Here is a 19,978-nt window from a genome sequence, read left to right as displayed (position 1 = left end):
CGGTTCCTCTCAGGTCAGGACGCCGGCATCGCGAAGCTGCGCGATGGCGTCATCGTCATAGCCGAGGCTTTTGAGTACGGTGTCGGTATCGCTGCCGGGGGCCTGCGGTGGGGTTGGGGCAGACGGGGCCGAGCGACTGAATCGTGGGGCCGGGGCGGCCTGCGTGACGCCGTCGACCTTTGTGAAGGTGCCGCGTGCAGCCATGTGCGGGTGGTCCGGAGCCTCGCTCCAGGTCAGGACGGGTGACGCGCAAGCGTCCGAGCCGTCGAAGATCGCAGCCCATTCGTCGCGGGTCTTTTGCCTGAACACCTCGGCGTAGGCCGCGCGCCGGTCCGGCCAGTCGCCCATGGCGTTCTGGCTGGCAAGGTGGTCTTCCGTCAGGCCGGCGAGGCGCACGAGTTCGGCGTAAAACTGCGGCTCGAGCGGGCCGACGGCAAGGAATTTGCCGTCCGCGCATTCGTATGTGCGATAGAACGGGGCCCCGCCGTCCAGCAGGTTGGCCTGCCGGTCCTCGGTCCACTGGCCGCGCGCGATGAAGGTGTGGATCAGCCCCATCATCGCCGAAGCCCCGTCGACCATTGCCGCATCAACCACCTGACCCTTGCCCGAGGTCTGGCGCTCATACAGCGCGGCCATGATCCCGAAGAGAAGGAACATGGTCCCGCCGCCGTAATCCGCGCCGATGTTGAGGGGCGGGGGTGGGGTGCGGTCGGCCTCGCCCGTCGCGTGGAGGAAGCCGGTGAGGCCGAGATAGTTGATGTCATGGCCGGCCGTCTGGGCGAGGGGGCCATCCTGACCCCAGCCGGTCATGCGGCCATAGACGAGGCGCGGGTTGACCGCATGGCAGTCCTCTGGCCCCAACTCCATGCGTTCCATCACGCCGGGCCGGAACCCTTCGATCAGCACGTCGGCTGACTCGATCAGCGCCATCGCGGCGGAGACGCCTTTGGGCGACTTGAGGTTCAGGGCAACCGAGCGTTTGCCACGGTTGTTGATGTCGGTCTTGTCGGCAGGGCCGGATTTGCGGGTGACGAGCACCACCTCCGCGCCCAGATCCGCAAGGAACTGGCCCGCCAGAGGGGCGGGGCCAAGCCCTTGCATTTCGACGACTTTCAGACCTTCGAGCGGCCCGCTCATGCCGCCTTGGCCTCGCTCTCGCGCAAGCGGTCATAGATCGTATCGGGCACCGCGAACCGTTCGCCGTACTTGTCCGCGAGTTCCTTGGCGCGGCCCTTGAACGTGTCGATCCCTTCACCCTTGATGAACTGGATCGCGCCGCCGGTGTGATGCGGGAAGCCGATGGCCATGATGCCGCCGAGGTTGGCTTCGATCTCGGTGTTCAGCACGCCTTCGTCGAGGCAGCGCAGGGTCTCGATCGCCTGACGGTAGAGGATGCGGTCGATGGCGTCCTGCAAAGGAATGTCGGCATTGCCCTTGGCAAACTGGCCGAGCCCGTCCCAGAGGTGCCGGTTTCCGTCGCTGTCGTAGTCGTAGAACCCGCCGCCATATTGGCGCCCGCCACGGCCCATTTCGATCATCGGCTCGGTCACGTCGCGTGTTGCGGTGTTGTGGTGGCCGAACTGGCTGTCGACGCCCAGACGCTCGTCCAGAGCCTCATGCGTCTTGCGCACCTTCTGGCTGAGGATCAGCGACACTTCGTCGAACACCTGAAGCGGGCCGACGGGCATGCCGGCGAGCCATGCCGCGCGTTCGATCGCCGTGGGTTTCATTCCGTCCACCAGAAGCTGACAGCCTTCGTCCATGAAGGTGCCGAACACGCGGGAGGTGAAGAAGCCGCGCGAGTCGTTCACGACGATGGGCATGTATCCGATCTGCTGGACGTAGTCGTAGGCTTTGCGCAGCGTGTCCTGCGAGGTCTTTTCGCCCATGATGATCTCGACCACCTTCATCTTGTCGACGGGCGAGAAGAAGTGGAGGCCGATGAACCGGGTCGGGTCCGGGCAGCTTTCGGCGAGGATCGAGATCGGCAGGGTCGAAGTGTTGGAGCCGTAGATCCCGTCATCCGACAGCATCGGCCAGGTGTCCGCGATGACCTTGTCCTTGAGGTCGATGTCCTCGAACACCGCTTCGATGATGATGTCGACGCTGCCGGGAGCGGCATTCTCGGACACGGGTTCGATTCGTGACAGAAGCGCGGATTTCGCGTCTTCGTCCATACGCCCGCGTCCGATGGCCTTGTCGCATAGCTTCTCGGAATAGCCTTTGCCCTTTTCGGCACTGGCCATTTCGGTGTCCTTGAGCATCGTCTTCAGCCCGCGTTTGGCGTGGGCATAGGCGATGCCCGAGCCCATCATGCCCGCGCCCAATACGGCAGCGGATGTTGCTTTCCAACGATCCCCTTCGGGCCGGACCTTGCCGGACTTGATGCCTTGCATACCGAAAAAGAAGGTCGAGATCGCGGCCTTGGCCTCCTTCGAGGCCATGAGGCCGATGAACCGCCGCGTCTCCATCCGAAGCGCCGCGTCGAAGTTCATCTTCATCGAGGTCACGGCGACGTCGAGGATCTTCTCGGGGGCCGGGAGCAAACCGCGGGTTTTCTGGTAGAGCATGGCCGACGCGCCAATCATGGTCTGGCGGATGCGCGGGTGGAGCGCGTCGCCACCAGGGTAGCGGAAGCCCTTTTGGTCCCAAGGTTGGGTGTGGCTGTCCGGGTTCGCCTTGATCCACGCCTTCGCGGCCGGGATCAGGTCGTCACGGGTCGCGACGATCTCGTCCACCATGCCGATTTCGAGCGCTTTGCGCGGCGGGAGTTGCTTGCCCTCGAGCAGGAGGGGGAGGGCGGTTTCCAGCCCGAGCTTGGCGGTCATCCGCACGACGCCCCCGGCACCGGGAAGCAGTCCAAGCGTCACCTCCGGCAGGCCGGTGATCGCCTTGGGGTCGTCCACGACGATGCGGTGGTTGCACGACAGGCAAAGCTCATAGCCGCCCCCCAGCGCCGCGCCGTTGATTGCGGCGACCACCGGGACCGGGAGCTTTTCCAGGCGGCGGTAGGTCGCCTTGGAATTCTCGATCAGGGCGAACTCGCGCTCTCCGGCTTCCTTGGTGGCGAGAATGTCGTTCAGGTCGCCGCCTGCGAAGAAGGTCGATTTGGCGGATGCAAAGACGACACCGGTGAGGCCCTCTTCCGCTTCGAGCCTGTCGCACAGGGCGCGCATCCCCGGCTCGAACCGGGCGTTCATCGTGTTTGCGCCCTGACCTTGCATGTCCATCGTCACGGTGACGATGCCGTCGGCGTCTTTCTCGTAAATGAAGTCTTCCATGATCTCTTCCCTCACAGACGCTCGATGATGGACGCGATGCCCATGCCGCCGCCGACGCACATGCAGATCAGCGCGCGCTTCAGGTTTCGCCGCTCCAACTCGTCGAGCATGGTGGAGACGAGGCAGCCCCCTGTCGCCCCCAGCGGGTGACCCATCGCGATGGCACCGCCGACGACGTTGAGCTTTTCGTCCGGCACATCGAGGTCGCGTTGGAGGCGCAGGGCGACCGACGCGAAGGCCTCGTTGATTTCGACGAGGTCGATGTCGTCCATGGTCAGGCCCGCCTTGGCGAGCGCTTTTCTGGACGCAGGGCCGGGCCCCGTCAGCATGATCGTGGGTTCTGTTGCCGTGAGCGCGATGGAAACGACGCGGCCACGCGGATTGAGGCCGAGGTCTTTGCCGGCCTGGGCGTTGCCGACCATGATGAGCGAGGCGCCGTCGACGATGCCCGACGAATTGCCGGGCGTGTGGACGTGGTTGATCCGCTCGACTTCCGGGTATTTCGCGAGGGCCACGGAGTCGAAGCCCATCGCGCCGGGCTTTTCGAACGAGGCACGCAGGGCGCCGAGTTTCTGCATGTCCGTGTCCGGCTTGATGAAATCGTCGCGTTCCAGAACGACGATCCCGTTCTCGTCGCGCACCGGGATGACCGAGCGGTCGAACCAGCCGGAATCGCGGGCATGGGCCGCGCGTTTCTGGCTTTCGAGTGCGAAGGCGTCGACATCGTCGCGGCTCCACCCTTCGATGGTGGCGATCAGGTCGGCCCCGATGCCCTGCGGTACAAAGCCGGTGTCGAGCGCGGTTTCCGGGTCTTCGGCGAAGGGGCCGCCGTCGGCCCCCATCGGGACGCGGCTCATCGATTCGAACCCGCCGGCGCAGACGAGGTCTTCCCAGCCCGAGGCCACCTTGGCGGCCGCGGTATTAAACGTGTCGAGGCCGGAAGCGCAGAAGCGGTTGACCTGTGCGCCCGGCACGCTGTCGTCCCAACCGGCCTTTTGCAGCGCGATTTTCGGCAGCACCGCGCCCTGTTCCATGACCGGGGCCACGCAGCCCAGCATCACATCGTCCACCCGGGCGGTGTCGAAGTCGTGCCGGTCGGTCATTTCATTCAGAAGCGAGGTGACGAGGTGGATCGGCTTCACCTCGTGCAGGGTGCCGTCCGCCTTGCCCTTGGAGCGGGGCGTTCGGATCGCATCGTAGATATAGGCTGCTTCAGCCATGGCTTTGTCCTCCCATGAGATCCCGTCCGGTCAGGCTGCGTCGAAGACGGCGAGCCGGGGCAGGGGATCAAGTTCGCGTTGAGTGATGGCGCGTGCTTCGGCGGGGTCAAGTCCGACGCCGCGTAGCATGATCTCGGCCGTGTCCGATCCGGCCTGTCGCCAGGTGCGTCGGCCGTCGAGGACGAGGCTCATCGCGCCGAAGGTCGCGCCCCCTGCCGTGGCCGTGATCGAGGCCACCTGATCGCGCAGAAACGTGAACCGGCCCGAGATCAGGCCGCTCCGCAATTCCTCGGCCGGCATTTCGGCCCAGAAGCTGCCGAGCCGGGGTTCCAGCATGGCGTAGCGCGCGATGAAGCGGCCCCAGTGCGGGTCGTCATGGACGCGCCGCACGCAGAGGCGAATCGAGGCCGATACCTTTTCGGCCGGGTCGTCCATGTCGGCGCAGGCGGCGTTGATCGAGCTTCGAAATTCGGTCGCCACCGTTTCACACACCGATGTGAAGAGGTCATGCGGGTCGTCGAGGTTATTGTAGATCGTGCCGCGCGAGAGTCCCGCTTCGCGGGCGAGGTCGCTGACAGCCACAGTCTTTCCGCCTTCGGTGGCAAAGATGCGCATGGCGGCCTCGTGAATGCGCGGGGTGGCGGTATTCATCTTTCGTGTCCGTCCCGAAAAATCGTTGTTGACTGAAATTGAACACGAGTGTTTAAATCGTGTCAACAGCGTTCATTGCCGATGGGAGGAGACGGCCATGATAGACTGCATGAGGGGCGCAATTGCGTCCGGGCTCCGCTGATGGAGTTTCTGCAGCTGATTATCGGAGGACTGGCGAACGGGTGCATCTATGGCCTCGTCGCACTTGGCTTCGTCATGATTTACAAGGCCAGCGAGGGCGTGAACTTCGCCCAAGGCGACATGATGATGCTGGGCGCCTTCGTCGCGCTCGGGATCGGAAACACCGACCAGATGGGGCTTCCGTTCGGGATCGCGGTGATCCTTGCAATGGCGATCATGTTCGCCGTCGGATGGGGGGTCGAACGGGTCGTGGTGCGCCAGATCTTCGGCCAGCCGCAATTCGCACTCGTCATCCTGACCATCGCGATGGGCTTTGTCTTCCGCTTCGTGGCCGGGTCGATCTGGGGCTATACGCCGCTGGTGCTGGAAACCCCCTTCGCCGGGCAGAATTTCAGGGGCGGAGGGCTGGTCGTCGGCCTTGCCGATCTCGTCACCATCGGGGTGACGCTTGCACTGACGCTGGCGCTCTGGGCTTTCTTCGCGTTCACCAAGATCGGGCTGGCCGCACAGGCGGCGAGCCAGAACCAGATGGCGGCCTATATCGTCGGCGTGCCGGTGATGCGGATCAACTCGCTCATCTGGGGCCTCTCGGGTGCCGTGGCGACCGTGGCCGGCGTGCTTTACGCGACCAAGGGCGCCATCGACCCGAACATCGGCCTTCTGGGCATCAAGGCCTTTGCGGCGGCGGTGATCGGCGGCATGGGGTCGCTTCCCGGCGCGCTTCTGGGCGGGCTGATCATCGGTGTGATCGAGCCGGTGGCGGGGCGCTATGCCCCCGGTGAGCTGGCCAAGATGTCGCCGTACATCATCATGCTCGTCGTGCTGGTGCTGCGGCCCGGCGGCCTGTTCTCGCAGATCCAGATGAAGAAGGTCTGAGTATGCGCTACGTCTTCAAGACCACCTACGACCGCGACATCGACCTGCATCAGCATGGCTGGAGCCGGGCCAAGGTCGCGGTGCTGGCCGGTTTGATGATCGTCCTTCCGTTTCTCGTCGGTGAATACTACCTCGCCGAGGCGACCAACACGCTCATCTGGGCGCTGGCTGGGATGGGGCTGATGATCGCCGTGGGGCACACCGGTCAGGTGAGCCTCGGCCACGCCGCGTTTCTCGCCATCGGGGCCTATGCCAACTCGGCGTTGATGAACGTGGGCGTGCCGTTCCTGATCTCGTTCCCGCTCGCCGGTCTCATCACCGGGCTGTTCGGCGCGGTCATCGCCATTCCGGCGGTGCGGATGTCTGGCATTTACCTCGCCATCGCCACGCTCGCGGTCTTTGTCATCGTCGAGGAGATGGTCATCCTGCTCGAGCCGATCACCGGCGGGGTGGGGGGCATCATGGCGCCGTCGATCCAGTTCTTCGGCATCAGCTTCGACCGCTACGGCGCGCTCGAGAACTTCTACTGGCTGTGCCTCGCCATCGTGATCCTGGTCACATGGGGATATGCCAACCTGATGCGCTCGCCCACGGGCCGGTCCTTCCTCGCCGTGCGTGACAGCGAAGTTTCTGCCCGGGCGCTGGGGATCAACGTGACGCGGACCAAGTCGCTGGCCTTCGGGCTGTCGACCGGCGTCACGGGCCTCGCGGGGGCCCTGATGGGGCACTACATCGGGTTTTACAATTACGAGCTGTTCTCGATCTTCATCTCGATCAACCTGCTGCTCGTCGTCACGATTGGCGGGCTCGGCTTCATTCAGGGGGCCTTCCTTGGCGCGATCCTGATTACGGCCGTGCCGCAGGTCATCGCGATCCTGCGCGACGGGCTGAACGCGAATTTCGGGATCAACCTCGGGTCGATCCCGGGGCTCGATACCATGATTTTCGCGGCGATCCTGATCCTGTTCATCATCTTCGAGCCGGCCGGGCTTTACGGTCGCTGGCTCAAGATCCGGACGTGGTTCGACATCTTCCCGCTCGCCCGGCGTGACATGTTCCGCCGCCAGAAGAGCTATCTCAAGACGGAGCGCATGAAATGAGCCTGCTGGAGGTGAACGATCTGGCCGTGCATTTCGGCGGCGTGAAGGCGGTGGACGGGATGTCGTTTTCGGTCGAGCCGGGCGAGGTTTTTGCCATCATCGGGCCGAACGGGGCGGGGAAGTCGACGATCTTCAACCTGATCAGCCGGATATACGAGCCGACACGGGGCACGATCCGTTTTGACGGGAAGGATCTAACCGCGCAGAAGTCGCATGACATCGCCCGGTTGGGGATCGCGCGGACGTTCCAGAACATCGAGCTGTTCGACCATTCGACCGTGCTCGCCAACCTGCTGATGGGGCAGCATACCCACCGTTCCACCAATTTCGTGCAGGACATCCTGTTCTTGGGCAAGGTGCGCCGGGCCGAGCGCGAGCACCGGCATCGGGTGGAAGAGGTGATCGAATTCCTCGAACTCGAAGCCTACCGCAACAAGATGATCGCGGGACTGCCCTATGGCGTGCGCAAGGTGGTCGAGATCGGTCGCGCGCTCGCCCTCGGCCCGAAGCTCATTCTGCTGGACGAACCTGCCTCGGGCCTGTCCGTCGAAGAGACGCAGGACGTGGCCTTCTGGATCGAGGACATGCGCCGGGACATGGGGTTGACCGTTCTGATGGTCGAGCATGACATGAGCCTTGTGAACCAGGTGTCCGACCGCGTTCTGGCGGTGGCCAACGGTAGGCCGCTGGCCATGGGCACGCCGCAAGAGGTGCAGGCGGACCCGCATGTGCAGGCGGCCTATCTTGGCACGCCCGAGGAGGATGCGGCATGACCGTTCTGTCCGTTCGCAATCTGGAGACCTTCTACGGCGCGATCATGGCGCTGCGCGGCGTGTCCATCGACGTTGAAAAGGGTGAGATCGTCACGATCCTCGGTGCCAACGGGGCCGGGAAGACGACGCTGATGAAGACCATCGCGGGGCTCATGGACCCGGAGAAGGGTCAGATCACCTTCATGGGCGATACCATCGGCGGGCTGGACCCGGACCGGGTCGTCTCCAAAGGCATCAGCCTTGTCCCCGAGGGGCGAGAGGTGTTTCCGTACCTGTCGATTGAGGAGAACCTCAAGCTCGGGGCCTACACGCGCCGGGGCGACCTCTCGAACGATCTCGACCTCGTCTACACCTACTTCCCCATTCTCAAGGAGCGGCGGCGCCAGGCGGCGGGGTTCCTGTCGGGCGGGCAGCAGCAGATGCTGGCGATCGGCCGGGGCCTCATGGCCGAACCCAAGCTGATGATGCTGGACGAGCCGTCGCTGGGCCTGTCGCCGCTGCTGACGCAGGAGATTTTCGGAATCATCGCGCGGCTCAATGCGGAAGAGGGCGTCACCATGCTCCTCGTCGAACAGAACGCCCATATCGCGCTGGAGACCGCGCACCGGGGGTATGTCCTTGAGATGGGGCGGATCGTGATGACCGGGCCGTCGGCGCAGCTCAAGGCCTCGGACGATATCCAGGAATTCTACCTGGGTCGCACCGAGGAGACGGAGCGCGGGCAGAAACGGTGGAAGAGGCGCAAGACATGGAGATGAGCCGGGTGACATCCGACGACACCATCGCCTTCGAAGGGCATACCACGATCGTTTCGCTCTGGGCGGATCGCTGCGCGAAATACGGTGCGCGCACCTGCCATCGCGAGAAACAGCTGGGCATCTGGAAAAGCTATTCGTGGAGCGACTACTACGAGACCTCAAAGAAGATAGGGCTCGCTCTGTTGGAGCTAGGCGTGGCCAAGGGGGAGCCGGTGCTGATCCTCGCCGAGGACCGGCGTGAGTGGATCTACTGCGATATTGCGGCTGCTGCCATCGGGGCGATCCCGGCGGGCGTCTATACCACCGACAGCGCGGGGCAGTTGGCCTATCTCGCAAACGATTCCGGCGCGCGGGTGCTGTTCGTCGAGAACGACGAGCAACTGGACAAGTGGCTTCAGGCCCGTGACGACATGCCAGGCATTGAACATGTCATCGTTTTCGACCGCGAGGGGCTTGCCACCTTTTCCCACGACAAGGTGATGTTCCTCGACGAGCTGCTCGAAATAGGCGCCAAGGCCGCCGACCCGGGCCGGTTCGAGGCGGCGCTTAAGGCGGTGAAGCCGGGTGACCCCCGGATGCTGATCTATACCTCCGGGACGACCGGCCCGCCCAAGGGCGCGATCCTGTCGCACCGCAACATGGTGTTCCAGCTGGTCGCGGGCGAGCAGATGCTCGATTTCTATGAAACCGACAATCAGCTGTGTTTCCTGCCGCTCTGCCACGTCCTTGAACGGCTCGTCTCGGTCGAGGCGCCCATCGCGAACGGTTGCACGGTGAATTTCGCCGAAAGCCCCGAGACGGTGTTCGAGAACCTTCAGGAGGTCTCGCCCGACACCTTCGCCGGTGTGCCCCGGATCTGGGAGAAGATCTATTCCCGTGTGACCATCATGCGGTCCGAAGCGGGGCCGGTCGGCGCGAAAGCGTTTGATTGGGCGATGCATGTCGGCCAACGCTACGCGGCGGCCGAGACTCCGGGCGCGGGCCTGAAACTGGCGCATTGGGTGGCCGAGGCGACGGTGCTGCGCAACCTGCGCCGGATGCTGGGCCTTGCCAGCGCGCGCCGTGTGACCTCGGGCGCGGCCCCGATCTCGCCCGACCTGATCGACTGGTTCGCCGCCCTTGGCGTGCCGCTGGTCGAGGGCTTCGGGATGACCGAGACGGGCGGCGTGGCCACAGTGAACACGGTCGACGACAACAACATCGGCACGGTGGGCAAGCCCCTGCCGGGTGTCGAGTTGCGGCTGGACGAGACGGGCGAACTGCTCGTCGGCGGCCCCTGTGTTTTCGCCGGATACTGGAAGAAGCCCGAGAAGACAGCGAAAACGATCGACGAAGACGGGTGGCTGCACACCGGCGATATCGGGCGCATCGGAAACGATGGCGCGCTGACAATCACCGGCCGGATGAAGGACATCATCATCACGGCGGGCGGCAAGAACATCACGCCGGCCGAGATCGAGTCCAAGCTGAAATTCAGCCCTTACGTCTCGGATGCGGTCGTGATCGGGGACAAGCGCAAGTATCTGACCTGCCTCATCATGATCGACCAGGAAAACGTCGAGAAATTCGCGCAGGACCGACAGATTCCGTTCTCTGACTTCGCCTCGCTCACGCGGGCGCAGGAGGTTCGCGACCTGATCGGAGAGGTGGTGGCCGAGACCAACAAGCAATTCGCGCAGGTCGAACAGATCAAGGATTTCCGCCTGATCGACATCCTGCTTACGGCGGAGGACGAGGAACTGACGCCGACGATGAAACTCAAACGGAATTTCGTCAATGATCGCCACGCCGGGCTCATTGACCAGATGTACTGAAGACAAGGCTTTAACAGGGAGGAAAACATGAAACAACTCAAAGCCTTGGCAGCCGTTGCTGCCATGACCACAACGGGGGCGGCCTTTGCCCAAACGCAGGGCGTTACCGAAGACGAAATCAAGATCGGGGGCGCGCACGACCTGTCGGGTATTTTCGCGCCCTTCTCGGTGCCGGCCGTGACCGCGGCCAACCTGGTCTTCGAGGAAGTGAACGCCAACGGCGGCATTCACGGGCGCAAGATCACCTACATCACCGAGGATCACGGCTATCAGGTGCCGCGCGCGGCACAGGCGGCCAACAAGCTGATCAACCGCGACCAGGTGTTCGCGATGCTCCTGAGCCTCGGGACGCCCCACAACCTTGCCATGTTCCAGCTGATGGAGCCGAAGGGTATCCCGAACGTGTCGCCGATCACCGCGGCGCGTCAGATGATCGAGCCGCCGGCACCGTGGAAGTTCGCGGGCACGTCGTCCTACTACGAAGCGATCAAGGCGACCGCGGAGTACATGGTCGCCGAGGAAGGCGCGCAGAAGTTCTGCCTGATGATCCTGCCCACCGACTTCGGCAAGGAAATCGAGGCGGCCGTGCATGAACTGGCCGAGGCGGGCGAGATCGAGATGGGCGCGGAAATCGCGCACAAGCCCGACGAGTCCGACTTCACCGGTGCGCTTGGGCGGGTCAAGGAGTCCGGCTGTGACACGGTGGGCATGGCGCTTGGCGTCAGCCAGCAGATCAACGCCATCGCCACGGCGAACAAACTCGGCATGGACGTGAACTTCATGGTGTCGGGCGCTGGTTTCCACACCGTCGTCGCCAAGGGCCTCGCCGCCCAGGGCGTGATGGACGGCGTTTACGCCGGTGCCGGCTGGCAGGATCTCGAAGCGCGTGCGGGCGAGCCGGAAGTGGCTGAATGGATCGCCAAGTACAAGGAAGCCACGGGCGAAGACCTTCCGTCCACCGGCGCCCTGCTGGGCTATGGCGGCGCGACGACGATGGTCAAGGCGCTCGAAGCGGCGGGTCCGGACCTGACGCATGAGAGCTTCATCGCGGCGATGGAAAGCCTCAACTACGACGACGCGATCGGTGGCAACACTGTCGATTATTCCGCCGAAGACCATGTCGGCGCGGATGAGGTGTTCGTGAGCCGGATCGAGAACGGCTCCTGGACGCTGGTTCAGACGCTCGAGTGATCTGACCTCAGGCGGGGCGCGCGTCGCCCCGCCAACTCCCTGTTCTTACAACCAAAAAATACACAATCAGCCGGAGGGTCCGATGCTGAAACGCACGATCTATGACGAAGAGCACGAAATTTTCCGCAAAAGCGTCCGGGCCTGGGCGGAAAAGGAAGTGTTCCCCAACTCTGAGACATGGCGCGAGGAAGGCTGCGTTTCGCGCGAAATCTGGAAGCGCGCGGGGGAAGAGGGCTTTCTGTGCATGTATGCCGACGAGGCATATGGCGGCCTCGGGCTGGACGATTTCCGCTATGACATGATCCTCGTCGAAGAGATCGGGACGCGGGAGGCGGGCTTTTTCCTCGGCCTGCACAACCGGATCGCCGGGCCCTACCTGCAACACTACGCAAATGACGAGCAGCGCGCGCGCTACATGCCCGGCTGCGTCTCGGGCGATACGATCCTCGCCATCGCCATGACCGAACCGGGAACCGGCTCCGACCTCGCAGGGATCAAGACGCGGGCCGTCGAGATGGAGGATCACTGGGTCCTGAACGGGTCCAAAACCTATATCTCGAACGGGTTCCTTGCCGGTCTGGTGATCGTCGCGGCCAAGACCAACCCCGAGGCCAGCCACGAGGTCGGCCTGTTCCTTGTCGAAGACGGGATGGAGGGTTTCTCGCGTGGTCGCAACCTCAAGAAAATGGGTCTGGAGAGCCAGGATACTGCCGAGCTGTTCTTCGACGATGTGAAAGTGCCGAAGAACAACGTGATCGGCGACCCGCGGGGCGGGTTCAAGACCATGATGCGGAACCTTGCCGAGGAGCGGCTGAACGGGGCCGTCGGATTTGTGGCGCGCGCCGAGCGGGCGTTCGAGATCACGATGGAGTTCATCATGGAGCGCCGCGCCTTCGGCAAGCCGATCGGCACGTTCCAGAACTCGCGTTTCAAGATGGCCTCGATGCGCACCGAGATCGACGCGGCGCAGGCGCTGGTCGACCATTGCGTGCGCGAGCATCTGAAGGGGGAGCTGTCGGCCGAAATGGCGTCGGAGGCCAAGCTTTTCACCTCCGAGGTCGAGGGGCGCGTGGTGGACGAATGTGTCCAGCTTCACGGTGGCGCGGGCTACATGGAGGAATTCGAGATCAGCCGGCTTTACCGTGATGCGCGCATCAGCCGGATCTATGCCGGAACGAGCGAGATCATGCGCGAGATCATCGGGCGCGGCCTCGGCCTCGACGAGCGCAAGCGCAACTGAGGGCGGCCAGGATTCAGCGCCTGAGCGACAGGGCCACGCCGCCGGTAACGAGGAGCGTGGCGAGGGCAAAGGTCGGGGTGAGCGGTTCGGACAGGAACAGGATGCCCCCGGCGACGGCGAGGATCGGAACGGCGAGCTGCGCGATGGCCGCCGTGGTCGTGGCCAGTCGGGGCAGCACCGTATACCAAAGCGCGTATCCGAGGCCCGAGGTGATGGCGCCCGAGACAATGGCGAGGAGCACGCCGTCCGGGGTGAGGAGGGCCGGATGACCGCCCAGCCGGACCGCGAGCGACAGCAGCAGGCCCAGCGGCGCGGCCAGCACGAAACTGGTCATCGTGGCGCCAAGCGGGTCTGTGGTCCGGCGTCCGTTGAGTGTATAGAGGCCCCAGCCGATCCCGGCAGCGACGAGGCAACCGCTTGCGATCAGGTCGAGCGTCACGCCGCCGCTTGGCCAGAGGACAAGCGCGAGACCGGCGAAGGCGATGGCGGTGCCGAGCTTGCGAGCCAATGTCACCGTTTCGCCCGCCCGGATCGCGGCGGTGAAAAGGGTGATCTGCACGGTGCCGAAGAGGATGAGCGCGCCCAGCCCCGCATCGGTCGCGACATATCCCAGGCTGAAGCCGAAGATATAAATGAGGAGCGCGGCCACGCTAGCCCACCGCCCCGGTGCGGTGAAGGACAGGGAGCGGCGGGAGGCGAGCACCAAAAGCGCGAGGATCGCCGCGCCGGAGACGAGCCGGATCGTCCCGAAACTCACCGCGTCGATTGTCCCGGCAGCGAGCGCGAGCCGGTTGAGGATCGAGTTCGCCGCGAAGGCGATCATGGTGAGAGCGGTGAGGAGGACGAGGCGCATGTCGCTGCGTGACCGCTCCGGCTGCCGGTGTCAAACCGCATTGACGGGACGGGCCGTGGGTCCTACCTGCGCTCAGAGGTGGCGCTGCGGCCCCGAACGGGGTATCAGGTGCCTTCCGACCCGCAACCGACCGACAGCCGACCCGCCGCCATGCAGATCGACCGCCACGCCCGTCTCTCCGTCGCGCCCATGATGGACTGGACCGACAGCCATTGCCGTGTGTTTCACCGGCTGATGAGCCGTGAGACGTTGCTTTACACCGAAATGGTCACCGCGCCGGCGCTGGTGCGGGGCGGGGCGGCGCATCTGCTCGACTTCGACCCGTCGGAGCATCCGGTGGCGCTGCAACTCGGCGGGTCGGACCCTGCGGAACTCGCCGAGGCCACGCGTATGGGGGTGGCGCGCGGGTATGACGAGATCAACCTCAACGTCGGTTGCCCGTCGGACCGGGTGCAGTCGGGCACCTTCGGCGCGGTGCTCATGCGTGAGCCTGAACTGGTCGCGCGCTGCACGGCTGCGATGATCGCGGCGGCGGGGGATGTGCCGGTGACCGTGAAATGCCGGATCGGCGTGGACGATCAGGACCCGGAGGCGGTGCTCCCCGCCTTTCTCGACCGCGTCGCGGATGCGGGCGTGCGCCGGTTCACGATCCATGCCCGCAAGGCGTGGCTCAAGGGGCTTAGTCCCAAGGAGAACCGGGACATTCCACCGCTCGACTATCCGCTCGTCCACCGGATGAAGGCCGAGCGCCCGGACCTGCACCTGTCGATCAACGGCGGCATCGCCACGCTTGAGGCCGCGCAGGAGCATCTCGACGCCGGGATGGACGGGGTGATGATCGGGCGCGCGGCCTATCACCAGCCCGCCGATATCCTCATGCAGGCCGACAGCCGCATATTCGGCAGCACCGATGCGATGACGGACCCGCGCGACGTGGCGCGGGCGATGCAGCCGCATATCGAGCGCCATCTGGCAGCGGGGCGGAAGCTGTCTCAGGTCACCCGGCATATGCTGGGCCTGTTCGCGGGACGGCCCGGCGCGCGGCACTGGAAACGGGTGCTGTCGGAGAACGCACAGCGCGCCGATGCGGATGCGCGGCTGCTCGAAGAGGCGATGGGCGAGCTCGTCTGACCGCTCAGACGGGCGTGTCCCTGAGGTCGACCGCGCCGTCGCGCAGGAAGGCCGCGCGCGCATCGTCCGGGAGCGGGCGTTTGGTGGCGACATCGGGACCGAGACAGACCATCGCCGCCTCGCCGGTCGTCGCAAGCTGTCCGTCCACATAGATCGCGTATTCGGTGGTGAACGAGGTGGTGCGGAAACTCGTCGCGCGCACGCAGACGATGTAGCTGTCGCCCAGGTGGATCGGGCGGAGGTAGCGCAGGGATGTGCTGATGAGGACGAGGCGGATGTCGCCGCTCCGGTCAAAGCCGATATGGTCGAAATAGCCGACGCGGGCGGTTTCCATCCAGCCCGGGTAGGTGGCGTTGTTGACGTGGTTGAGTGGGTCGAGTTCGCCAAAGCGCACCTTGTCGGCGCGGCCGAAGGCCCAAGGCTCAGGGATACCCTGAGCCGCGAGGTCGGCGCGGGTGAGCGGCGTGAGATGGGAGAGCGTCATGCGGGGTCCATTTCGTCGTTTTCGCCAAGGGCGCGACGGGCGAGGGCCACGAAGGCCGCGCGCTCGCCGGGGTCCAGCCGGTTGAGGATGTCGGCTTGTAGGTCTTCGACCACGGGGGTCATCACGGCGAGCCGGTTCTCGCCCGTCTCGGTCAGGGTCAGGACGCGGGCACGGCGGTCCTTGTCGCTCACGCTGCGTGCAACGAGGCCCTTTTGCTCCAGCCGGTCCACCACGCCGCCGATCGTGGCGCGGTCATAGGCGATGAGGGCGGACAGGCGGGCCTGATCGATGCCCGGATTATTTGCGAGGGCGGAGAGGGCGGCGAACTGGACGGATGTGAGGTCGAATCCCTCGGCCTTCATCCGGGCCTGGAACACCTGCGTCGATTGCTGGTTGAGCCGCCGGATCAGGTGCCCGGCCATCCGTGTCGTTTCCATCCTGTCCTCGGTTTCTCGCAAGATCAAAGGCTTGGGATTGATAGCGCGGAGAGAATGATTTGCATACATATTATTTCTTGACGGGGTGCTCGTGAAGATAATATGCATACATATCAAATTCTGGCGCTCTGCGTATTGGGAGGACGAGACATGCAATTCCACCTGAACGGCTTTCGGCCCGGTGACCCGGACATCCATGACCTCGCGGCGGGGCGGGTAGACCAGGGTGACCGGCTGCCGGACACGGTCGATGTGCTGATCGTCGGCAGCGGTCCTGCGGGCCTCACGCTTGCGGCGCAGCTTGCTGGCTTTCCGGACATCAGCACGCGCCTCGTCGAGCGCAAACTCGAAGCGATGGAGAAGGGGCAGGCGGATGGCATATCCTGCCGGTCGATGGAAATGTTCAACGCCTTCGGCTTCGCCCACAAGATCATGCGCGAGGGCTGCCATGTGAATCAGGTGACCTTCTGGAAGCCCGATCCCGAGAACCCCGGACAGATCACCCGCAACGGGCGTGTTGACGACGTGGAGGAGGGGCTGTCGGAGATGCCCCACATGATCCTCAACCAGGCGCGGGTGCAGGACATGTACCTCGACATCATGCGCAATTCGCCCTCACGCCTGGAACCGGATTATGGCCGCGAAGTCGTCGATCTGACGGTGGACGAGAGCGCCGAGGACTATCCGGTCACGGTGACGCTCCTGCGCGTGGACCCCGGCCACGAGGGCGAGCGCGAAGTGGTGCGCGCCCGCTATGTGGTCGGGTGCGACGGCGCACGCAGTGTCGTGCGCACGTCGATCGGGCGTGAGCTTCACGGCGATTCCGCCAATCAGGCCTGGGGCGTGATGGACGTGCTCGCGGTGACGGATTTCCCCGATATCCGCTACAAATCCATCATCAAGTCCGAAAAGGACGGCAACATCCTCATCATTCCGCGTGAAGGCGGCTACCTCGTGCGGATCTATATCGAACTCGACAAGCTGGAAGAGGGCGAGCGGGTGCGCGGTCGCAACATCACGGTGGACCGGCTGATCGAAGCCGCGCAGGGCGTGTTCAAACCCTATTCTCTGGATGTGAAAGACGTCGTGTGGTGGTCGGTCTACGAGATCGGACAGCGCGTGACCGACAAGTTCGACGACGTGCCGGTGGGTTCGGACCGTACGCCTCGCGTCTTCATCGCGGGCGACGCCTGCCACACGCACAGCCCCAAAGCCGGGCAGGGGATGAACGTCTCGATGGGCGACACGTTCAACCTTGGCTGGAAGCTCGTCACCGTGCTTCAGGGCCGCGCGGCGCCGGAGCTGCTCCACAGCTACTCCGCCGAGCGGCAGGCGGTGGCGCAGGACCTTATCGACTTCGACCGGGAGTGGGCCCGGGTCATGAGTGCCCCTATTTCCGAGGAAGGGGCGGCTGGGGCCGACCCAATGTTCCAGCAGGCGTTCATCAAGAACGGGCGCTACACGGCGGGTATGCAGGTGACCTATCAGCCATCGGCCCTGACCGGAGCGGCGGTTCATCAGGCGCGTGCATCCGGGTTCGAGATCGGGACGCGGTTCCACTCCTGGCCGGTCACACGTCTCGGCGATGCCATGCACCTTCACCTTGGGCATACGATCGAGGCCAACAACCGCTGGCACCTGTTCGCCTTCGCGGGCGCGGGCGATACTGGGCAGGCGGGGGGCGAGGTTGACCGGCTTTGCCGCTATCTTGTCGATGACCCCGAAAGCCCGTTGCGCAGGTTCACGCCCGAGGGGGCCGATCCTGACACGGTGATCGACCTGCGCGCGGTGTTTCAGGAGGCCCACGATACCCTTGAGATGGACCAGATGCCGGCTGCGCTGCGACCCTTGAAGGGGCGCTTCGGCCTGCCGGATGCCGAGAAGATATTCTGCGCGCCGCTCAAGACCGGGGCAGATATCTTCGACGCTCGCGGTGTCGACCGGACGCAAGGCGCGCTGGTCATCGTGCGGCCCGATCAATATGTGGCCCATGTCCTCCCGCTCGAAGATCACGCGGCGCTATCGGCCTTTTTCGAGGGTTTCCTGCTGCCTTTGGGCGCCGATGAGGCAGTTCGCGTTCCGGAAAACGCCTGACCTTTGTGTTGGCCCGTGGCGCTGTCGCCGCGGGCCTTCAGGCCTAACGGTCGCCGAACATGTCGCCAAGGCCGCCCAGCACCGAGCCTTCGCCCTTGTTGCCGCCCGGACCCGCCGCGCGCAGGACGCGGTCGGCGAGGCGCGAAAACGGCAGGCTTTGCAGGTACACGGTGCCGGGACCGCGCAGGGTGGCAAGGAAGATACCTTCGCCACCAAAGACCATAGATTTCAGGTTCCCGGCGCGTTCTATGTCGTAATCCACGCCGCTGGTCATGGCCGCGAGACAGCCGGTGTCCACCCGAAGCACCTCGCCCGCCGCCAGCTCGCGCTTGATGACGGTGCCGCCGATATGGATGAAGGCCATTCCGTCGCCGTTGAGGCGCTGAAGGATGAAGCCTTCGCCCCCAAAGAACCCGGCCCCGAGCTTGCGCTGAAAGGCGATGTCGGTGGTGGTGCCGAAGGCCGCGCACAGAAAGGCATCCTTCTGGCAGATGAGTTCCTCGCCGACTTCGGCCATGTTGATGGGCATGATCTTGCCCGGATAGGGCGCGGCGAATGCCACGCGTTTTTTGCCCTGACCGTTGTTCGTGAAATGGGTCATGAAGATGGACTCGCCCGTCAGGACGCGTTTTCCGACGTTCAGGAGCGAATCCATGATCCCGCCCGAGGGCCGAGCGCCGTCACCCATCCGGGTCTCGAAGCCGATGCCGTCGTCCATGTAATTCATGGCCCCGGCTTCCGCGATCACGACCTCGGAGGGGTCGAGCTCCACCTCGACGACCTGCATGTCGTCACCGAAAATCTCATAGTCAACTTCATGGCACCGCATCTCAAATCTCCCTGATGAATATCCGCGCGAGAACTGCGTGCAGCGTAAACCAGGCGGGGCCGCGATGGCCAGATGCCGCGCCGGGTTTGCGAGCGGTTCGGAGGCGTGTGGGAGGAGAGGTTTGGAGCGGGTGAAGGGAATCGAACCCTCGTCGTCAGCTTGGGAAGCTCAGTCACCACTTTTAATTTTCAATACTTTACCGGAATCTGTGGCAGAAAGTGTGGCAGGACGTACCGCGTATGCGCTGAGAGCCTGTTCCAAATCATCGTCCAGAACGTGTGCGTAACGCATGGTCGTTTCAAGGCTCTTGTGACCCAATAGGCGGCTAACCAGCTTGAGATTGCCGGTCTGCCGGAGCATCCGGGTTGCGAAGGTGTGACGTAGATCATGGAAGCGGAAGTCCTCGATGCCGGCGTCACGAACGGCGTCTCTCCATTTCATCCAGATATGCCCACCCGACGGATTGATTGGGTGAGGCTGGCCATCTTCGCCGAGGAAGGTAAAGACGTAGCGGCGAGTTGCCGGTGTACGTGCCTGGGGGATGGATTGGAGAAGCTCGCGAGTCTCTTCGGTCAGGGGGAACCTTTGGGTGCCGCCGCCTTTGATACGGAAGATCATGCGTCCTTCATCGAAATCGATATCCGACCAGAGCAGACCGCAGATTGTCCCCTGCCTGGCTCCCGTGAGCAGCGCGAAATGCACCAAGGGGTGGAGGTCATTGCGCAGGTGTTCAAAGAGCGCGTTCTCTTCGGCACGTGTCAACTCCCTCACGCGTTCCTCTGGTTCTTTCTTTTTGAGACGGGTCCAATTGATTTTTGCCGGGAGCTTGGCGTCGTAAGTTTCTCCCATGTGATTGATGGCGCGTTTGAAGTTGTCGAGGCAACGGTTGACAGTGGCCGCGCTCCGCTCCTCCAGCAGAGCCGAGACGGCTCTTAACATCTGGGCTTGGGTCAACTCGTGAAGATTGGTCATGGGATCCACCACTTCCATGATGGTCCGCGCTTGGCTGCGTGATGTCCGAGCGGAAGACTTCCCCTCCATCACCTGTTTCTGGTAGGTGCCCAAGGCTTGGGTGACCGTGAATGTCCGTCGTCAAATGATTTGG

The 19,978-nt window shown here is 64.1% G+C and carries 18 protein-coding genes; 9 read left to right on the top strand and 9 right to left on the bottom strand.

What is annotated here, in order from left to right; translation table 11 throughout:
- Positions 1-9: 9 nt before the first annotated feature.
- From B2585_RS16720 to B2585_RS16705, 4 genes are read right to left on the bottom strand one after another with little or no spacing between them, the layout of a single operon-like run.
- Entirely contained in the window at positions 10-1,137 is a 1,128-nt protein-coding gene (locus B2585_RS16720) for a CaiB/BaiF CoA transferase family protein (protein ID WP_292025073.1), read from the bottom strand.
- Positions 1,134-3,281 carry a 3-hydroxyacyl-CoA dehydrogenase NAD-binding domain-containing protein gene (locus B2585_RS16715; protein WP_292025072.1) on the bottom strand — a complete coding sequence of 716 codons (2,148 nt, stop codon included), beginning with the start codon at positions 3,279-3,281 and terminating at the stop codon, positions 1,134-1,136. The genes B2585_RS16720 and B2585_RS16715 overlap by 4 nt, the downstream gene beginning before the upstream one ends.
- Positions 3,282-3,292: 11 nt before the next feature.
- Entirely contained in the window at positions 3,293-4,501 is a 1,209-nt protein-coding gene (locus tag B2585_RS16710; RefSeq protein WP_292025071.1) for an acetyl-CoA C-acetyltransferase, read from the bottom strand.
- Between the two features lie 30 nt (positions 4,502-4,531).
- Positions 4,532-5,152, bottom strand: a complete 621-nt coding sequence (locus tag B2585_RS16705; RefSeq protein ID WP_292025070.1) for a TetR/AcrR family transcriptional regulator — start codon at positions 5,150-5,152, stop codon at positions 4,532-4,534.
- 141 nt (positions 5,153-5,293) lie between these two features.
- On the opposite strand from B2585_RS16705, the gene B2585_RS16700 reads away from it, so the two are divergent.
- From B2585_RS16700 to B2585_RS16670, 7 genes are all read left to right on the top strand, one after another.
- Positions 5,294-6,169 (top strand): branched-chain amino acid ABC transporter permease, encoded by an 876-nt coding sequence (locus tag B2585_RS16700; protein WP_292025069.1) that lies wholly within the window; start codon positions 5,294-5,296, stop codon positions 6,167-6,169.
- A 2-nt stretch (positions 6,170-6,171) separates the two neighbouring features.
- A complete protein-coding gene (locus B2585_RS16695; RefSeq protein ID WP_292025068.1) occupies positions 6,172-7,269 on the top strand; it encodes a branched-chain amino acid ABC transporter permease in 1,098 nt (365 codons plus the stop codon).
- Positions 7,266-8,042: an ABC transporter ATP-binding protein gene (locus B2585_RS16690; RefSeq protein WP_292025067.1), complete on the top strand. Its 777-nt coding sequence runs from the start codon at positions 7,266-7,268 to the stop codon at positions 8,040-8,042. The genes B2585_RS16695 and B2585_RS16690 overlap by 4 nt, the downstream gene beginning before the upstream one ends.
- A complete protein-coding gene (locus tag B2585_RS16685; RefSeq protein WP_292025066.1) occupies positions 8,039-8,800 on the top strand; it encodes an ABC transporter ATP-binding protein in 762 nt (253 codons plus the stop codon). The genes B2585_RS16690 and B2585_RS16685 overlap by 4 nt, the downstream gene beginning before the upstream one ends.
- On the top strand, positions 8,791-10,614 hold the full coding sequence (locus tag B2585_RS16680; RefSeq protein WP_414674067.1) for an AMP-dependent synthetase/ligase: 1,824 nt from the start codon (positions 8,791-8,793) through the stop codon (positions 10,612-10,614). The genes B2585_RS16685 and B2585_RS16680 overlap by 10 nt, the downstream gene beginning before the upstream one ends.
- A gap of 27 nt (positions 10,615-10,641) precedes the next feature.
- Positions 10,642-11,805, top strand: a complete 1,164-nt coding sequence (locus tag B2585_RS16675) for an ABC transporter substrate-binding protein (RefSeq protein WP_292025064.1) — start codon at positions 10,642-10,644, stop codon at positions 11,803-11,805.
- Between the two features lie 82 nt (positions 11,806-11,887).
- On the top strand, positions 11,888-13,045 hold the full coding sequence (locus B2585_RS16670) for an acyl-CoA dehydrogenase family protein (protein WP_292025063.1): 1,158 nt from the start codon (positions 11,888-11,890) through the stop codon (positions 13,043-13,045).
- Positions 13,046-13,058: 13 nt separating this feature from the next.
- On the opposite strand, the gene B2585_RS16665 is transcribed toward B2585_RS16670, so the two are convergent.
- Positions 13,059-13,898 carry a DMT family transporter gene (locus B2585_RS16665; protein ID WP_292025062.1) on the bottom strand — a complete coding sequence of 280 codons (840 nt, stop codon included), beginning with the start codon at positions 13,896-13,898 and terminating at the stop codon, positions 13,059-13,061.
- A 150-nt stretch (positions 13,899-14,048) separates the two neighbouring features.
- On the opposite strand from B2585_RS16665, the gene dusA reads away from it, so the two are divergent.
- On the top strand, positions 14,049-15,029 hold the full coding sequence (gene dusA, locus B2585_RS16660) for a tRNA dihydrouridine(20/20a) synthase DusA (RefSeq protein WP_292025061.1): 981 nt from the start codon (positions 14,049-14,051) through the stop codon (positions 15,027-15,029).
- A gap of 4 nt (positions 15,030-15,033) precedes the next feature.
- Here the strand turns inward: dusA and B2585_RS16655 are convergent, their stop codons facing one another.
- Together B2585_RS16655 and B2585_RS16650 are read right to left on the bottom strand one after the other, a co-directional pair.
- Entirely contained in the window at positions 15,034-15,513 is a 480-nt protein-coding gene (locus tag B2585_RS16655; RefSeq protein WP_292025060.1) for an acyl-CoA thioesterase, read from the bottom strand.
- Positions 15,510-15,950, bottom strand: coding sequence for a MarR family winged helix-turn-helix transcriptional regulator (locus B2585_RS16650; RefSeq protein ID WP_292025059.1), 441 nt, complete (start codon positions 15,948-15,950; stop codon positions 15,510-15,512). Before B2585_RS16650 ends, B2585_RS16655 begins: the two co-directional genes overlap by 4 nt.
- Before the next feature lie 150 nt (positions 15,951-16,100).
- Here B2585_RS16650 and B2585_RS16645 point away from each other — a divergent pair, with 150 nt between their 5' ends.
- Positions 16,101-18,044 carry an FAD-binding monooxygenase gene (locus B2585_RS16645; RefSeq protein WP_292025058.1) on the top strand — a complete coding sequence of 648 codons (1,944 nt, stop codon included), beginning with the start codon at positions 16,101-16,103 and terminating at the stop codon, positions 18,042-18,044.
- Between the two features lie 43 nt (positions 18,045-18,087).
- Here B2585_RS16645 and B2585_RS16640 read toward each other — a convergent pair whose 3' ends face one another.
- Both B2585_RS16640 and B2585_RS16635 read right to left on the bottom strand, forming a co-directional pair.
- Entirely contained in the window at positions 18,088-18,873 is a 786-nt protein-coding gene (locus B2585_RS16640) for a TIGR00266 family protein (RefSeq protein WP_292025057.1), read from the bottom strand.
- A 168-nt stretch (positions 18,874-19,041) separates the two neighbouring features.
- Positions 19,042-19,938 carry a tyrosine-type recombinase/integrase gene (locus B2585_RS16635; RefSeq protein ID WP_292025056.1) on the bottom strand — a complete coding sequence of 299 codons (897 nt, stop codon included), beginning with the start codon at positions 19,936-19,938 and terminating at the stop codon, positions 19,042-19,044.
- Between the last annotated feature and the right edge of the window lie 40 nt (positions 19,939-19,978).

This window comes from Maritimibacter sp. UBA3975, assembly GCF_002384975.1.
In the GTDB taxonomy this organism is placed as follows: domain Bacteria; phylum Pseudomonadota; class Alphaproteobacteria; order Rhodobacterales; family Rhodobacteraceae; genus Maritimibacter.
Note: the sequence above shows the minus strand (reverse complement) of the source record. Positions and strands in the feature narration are given on the sequence as shown.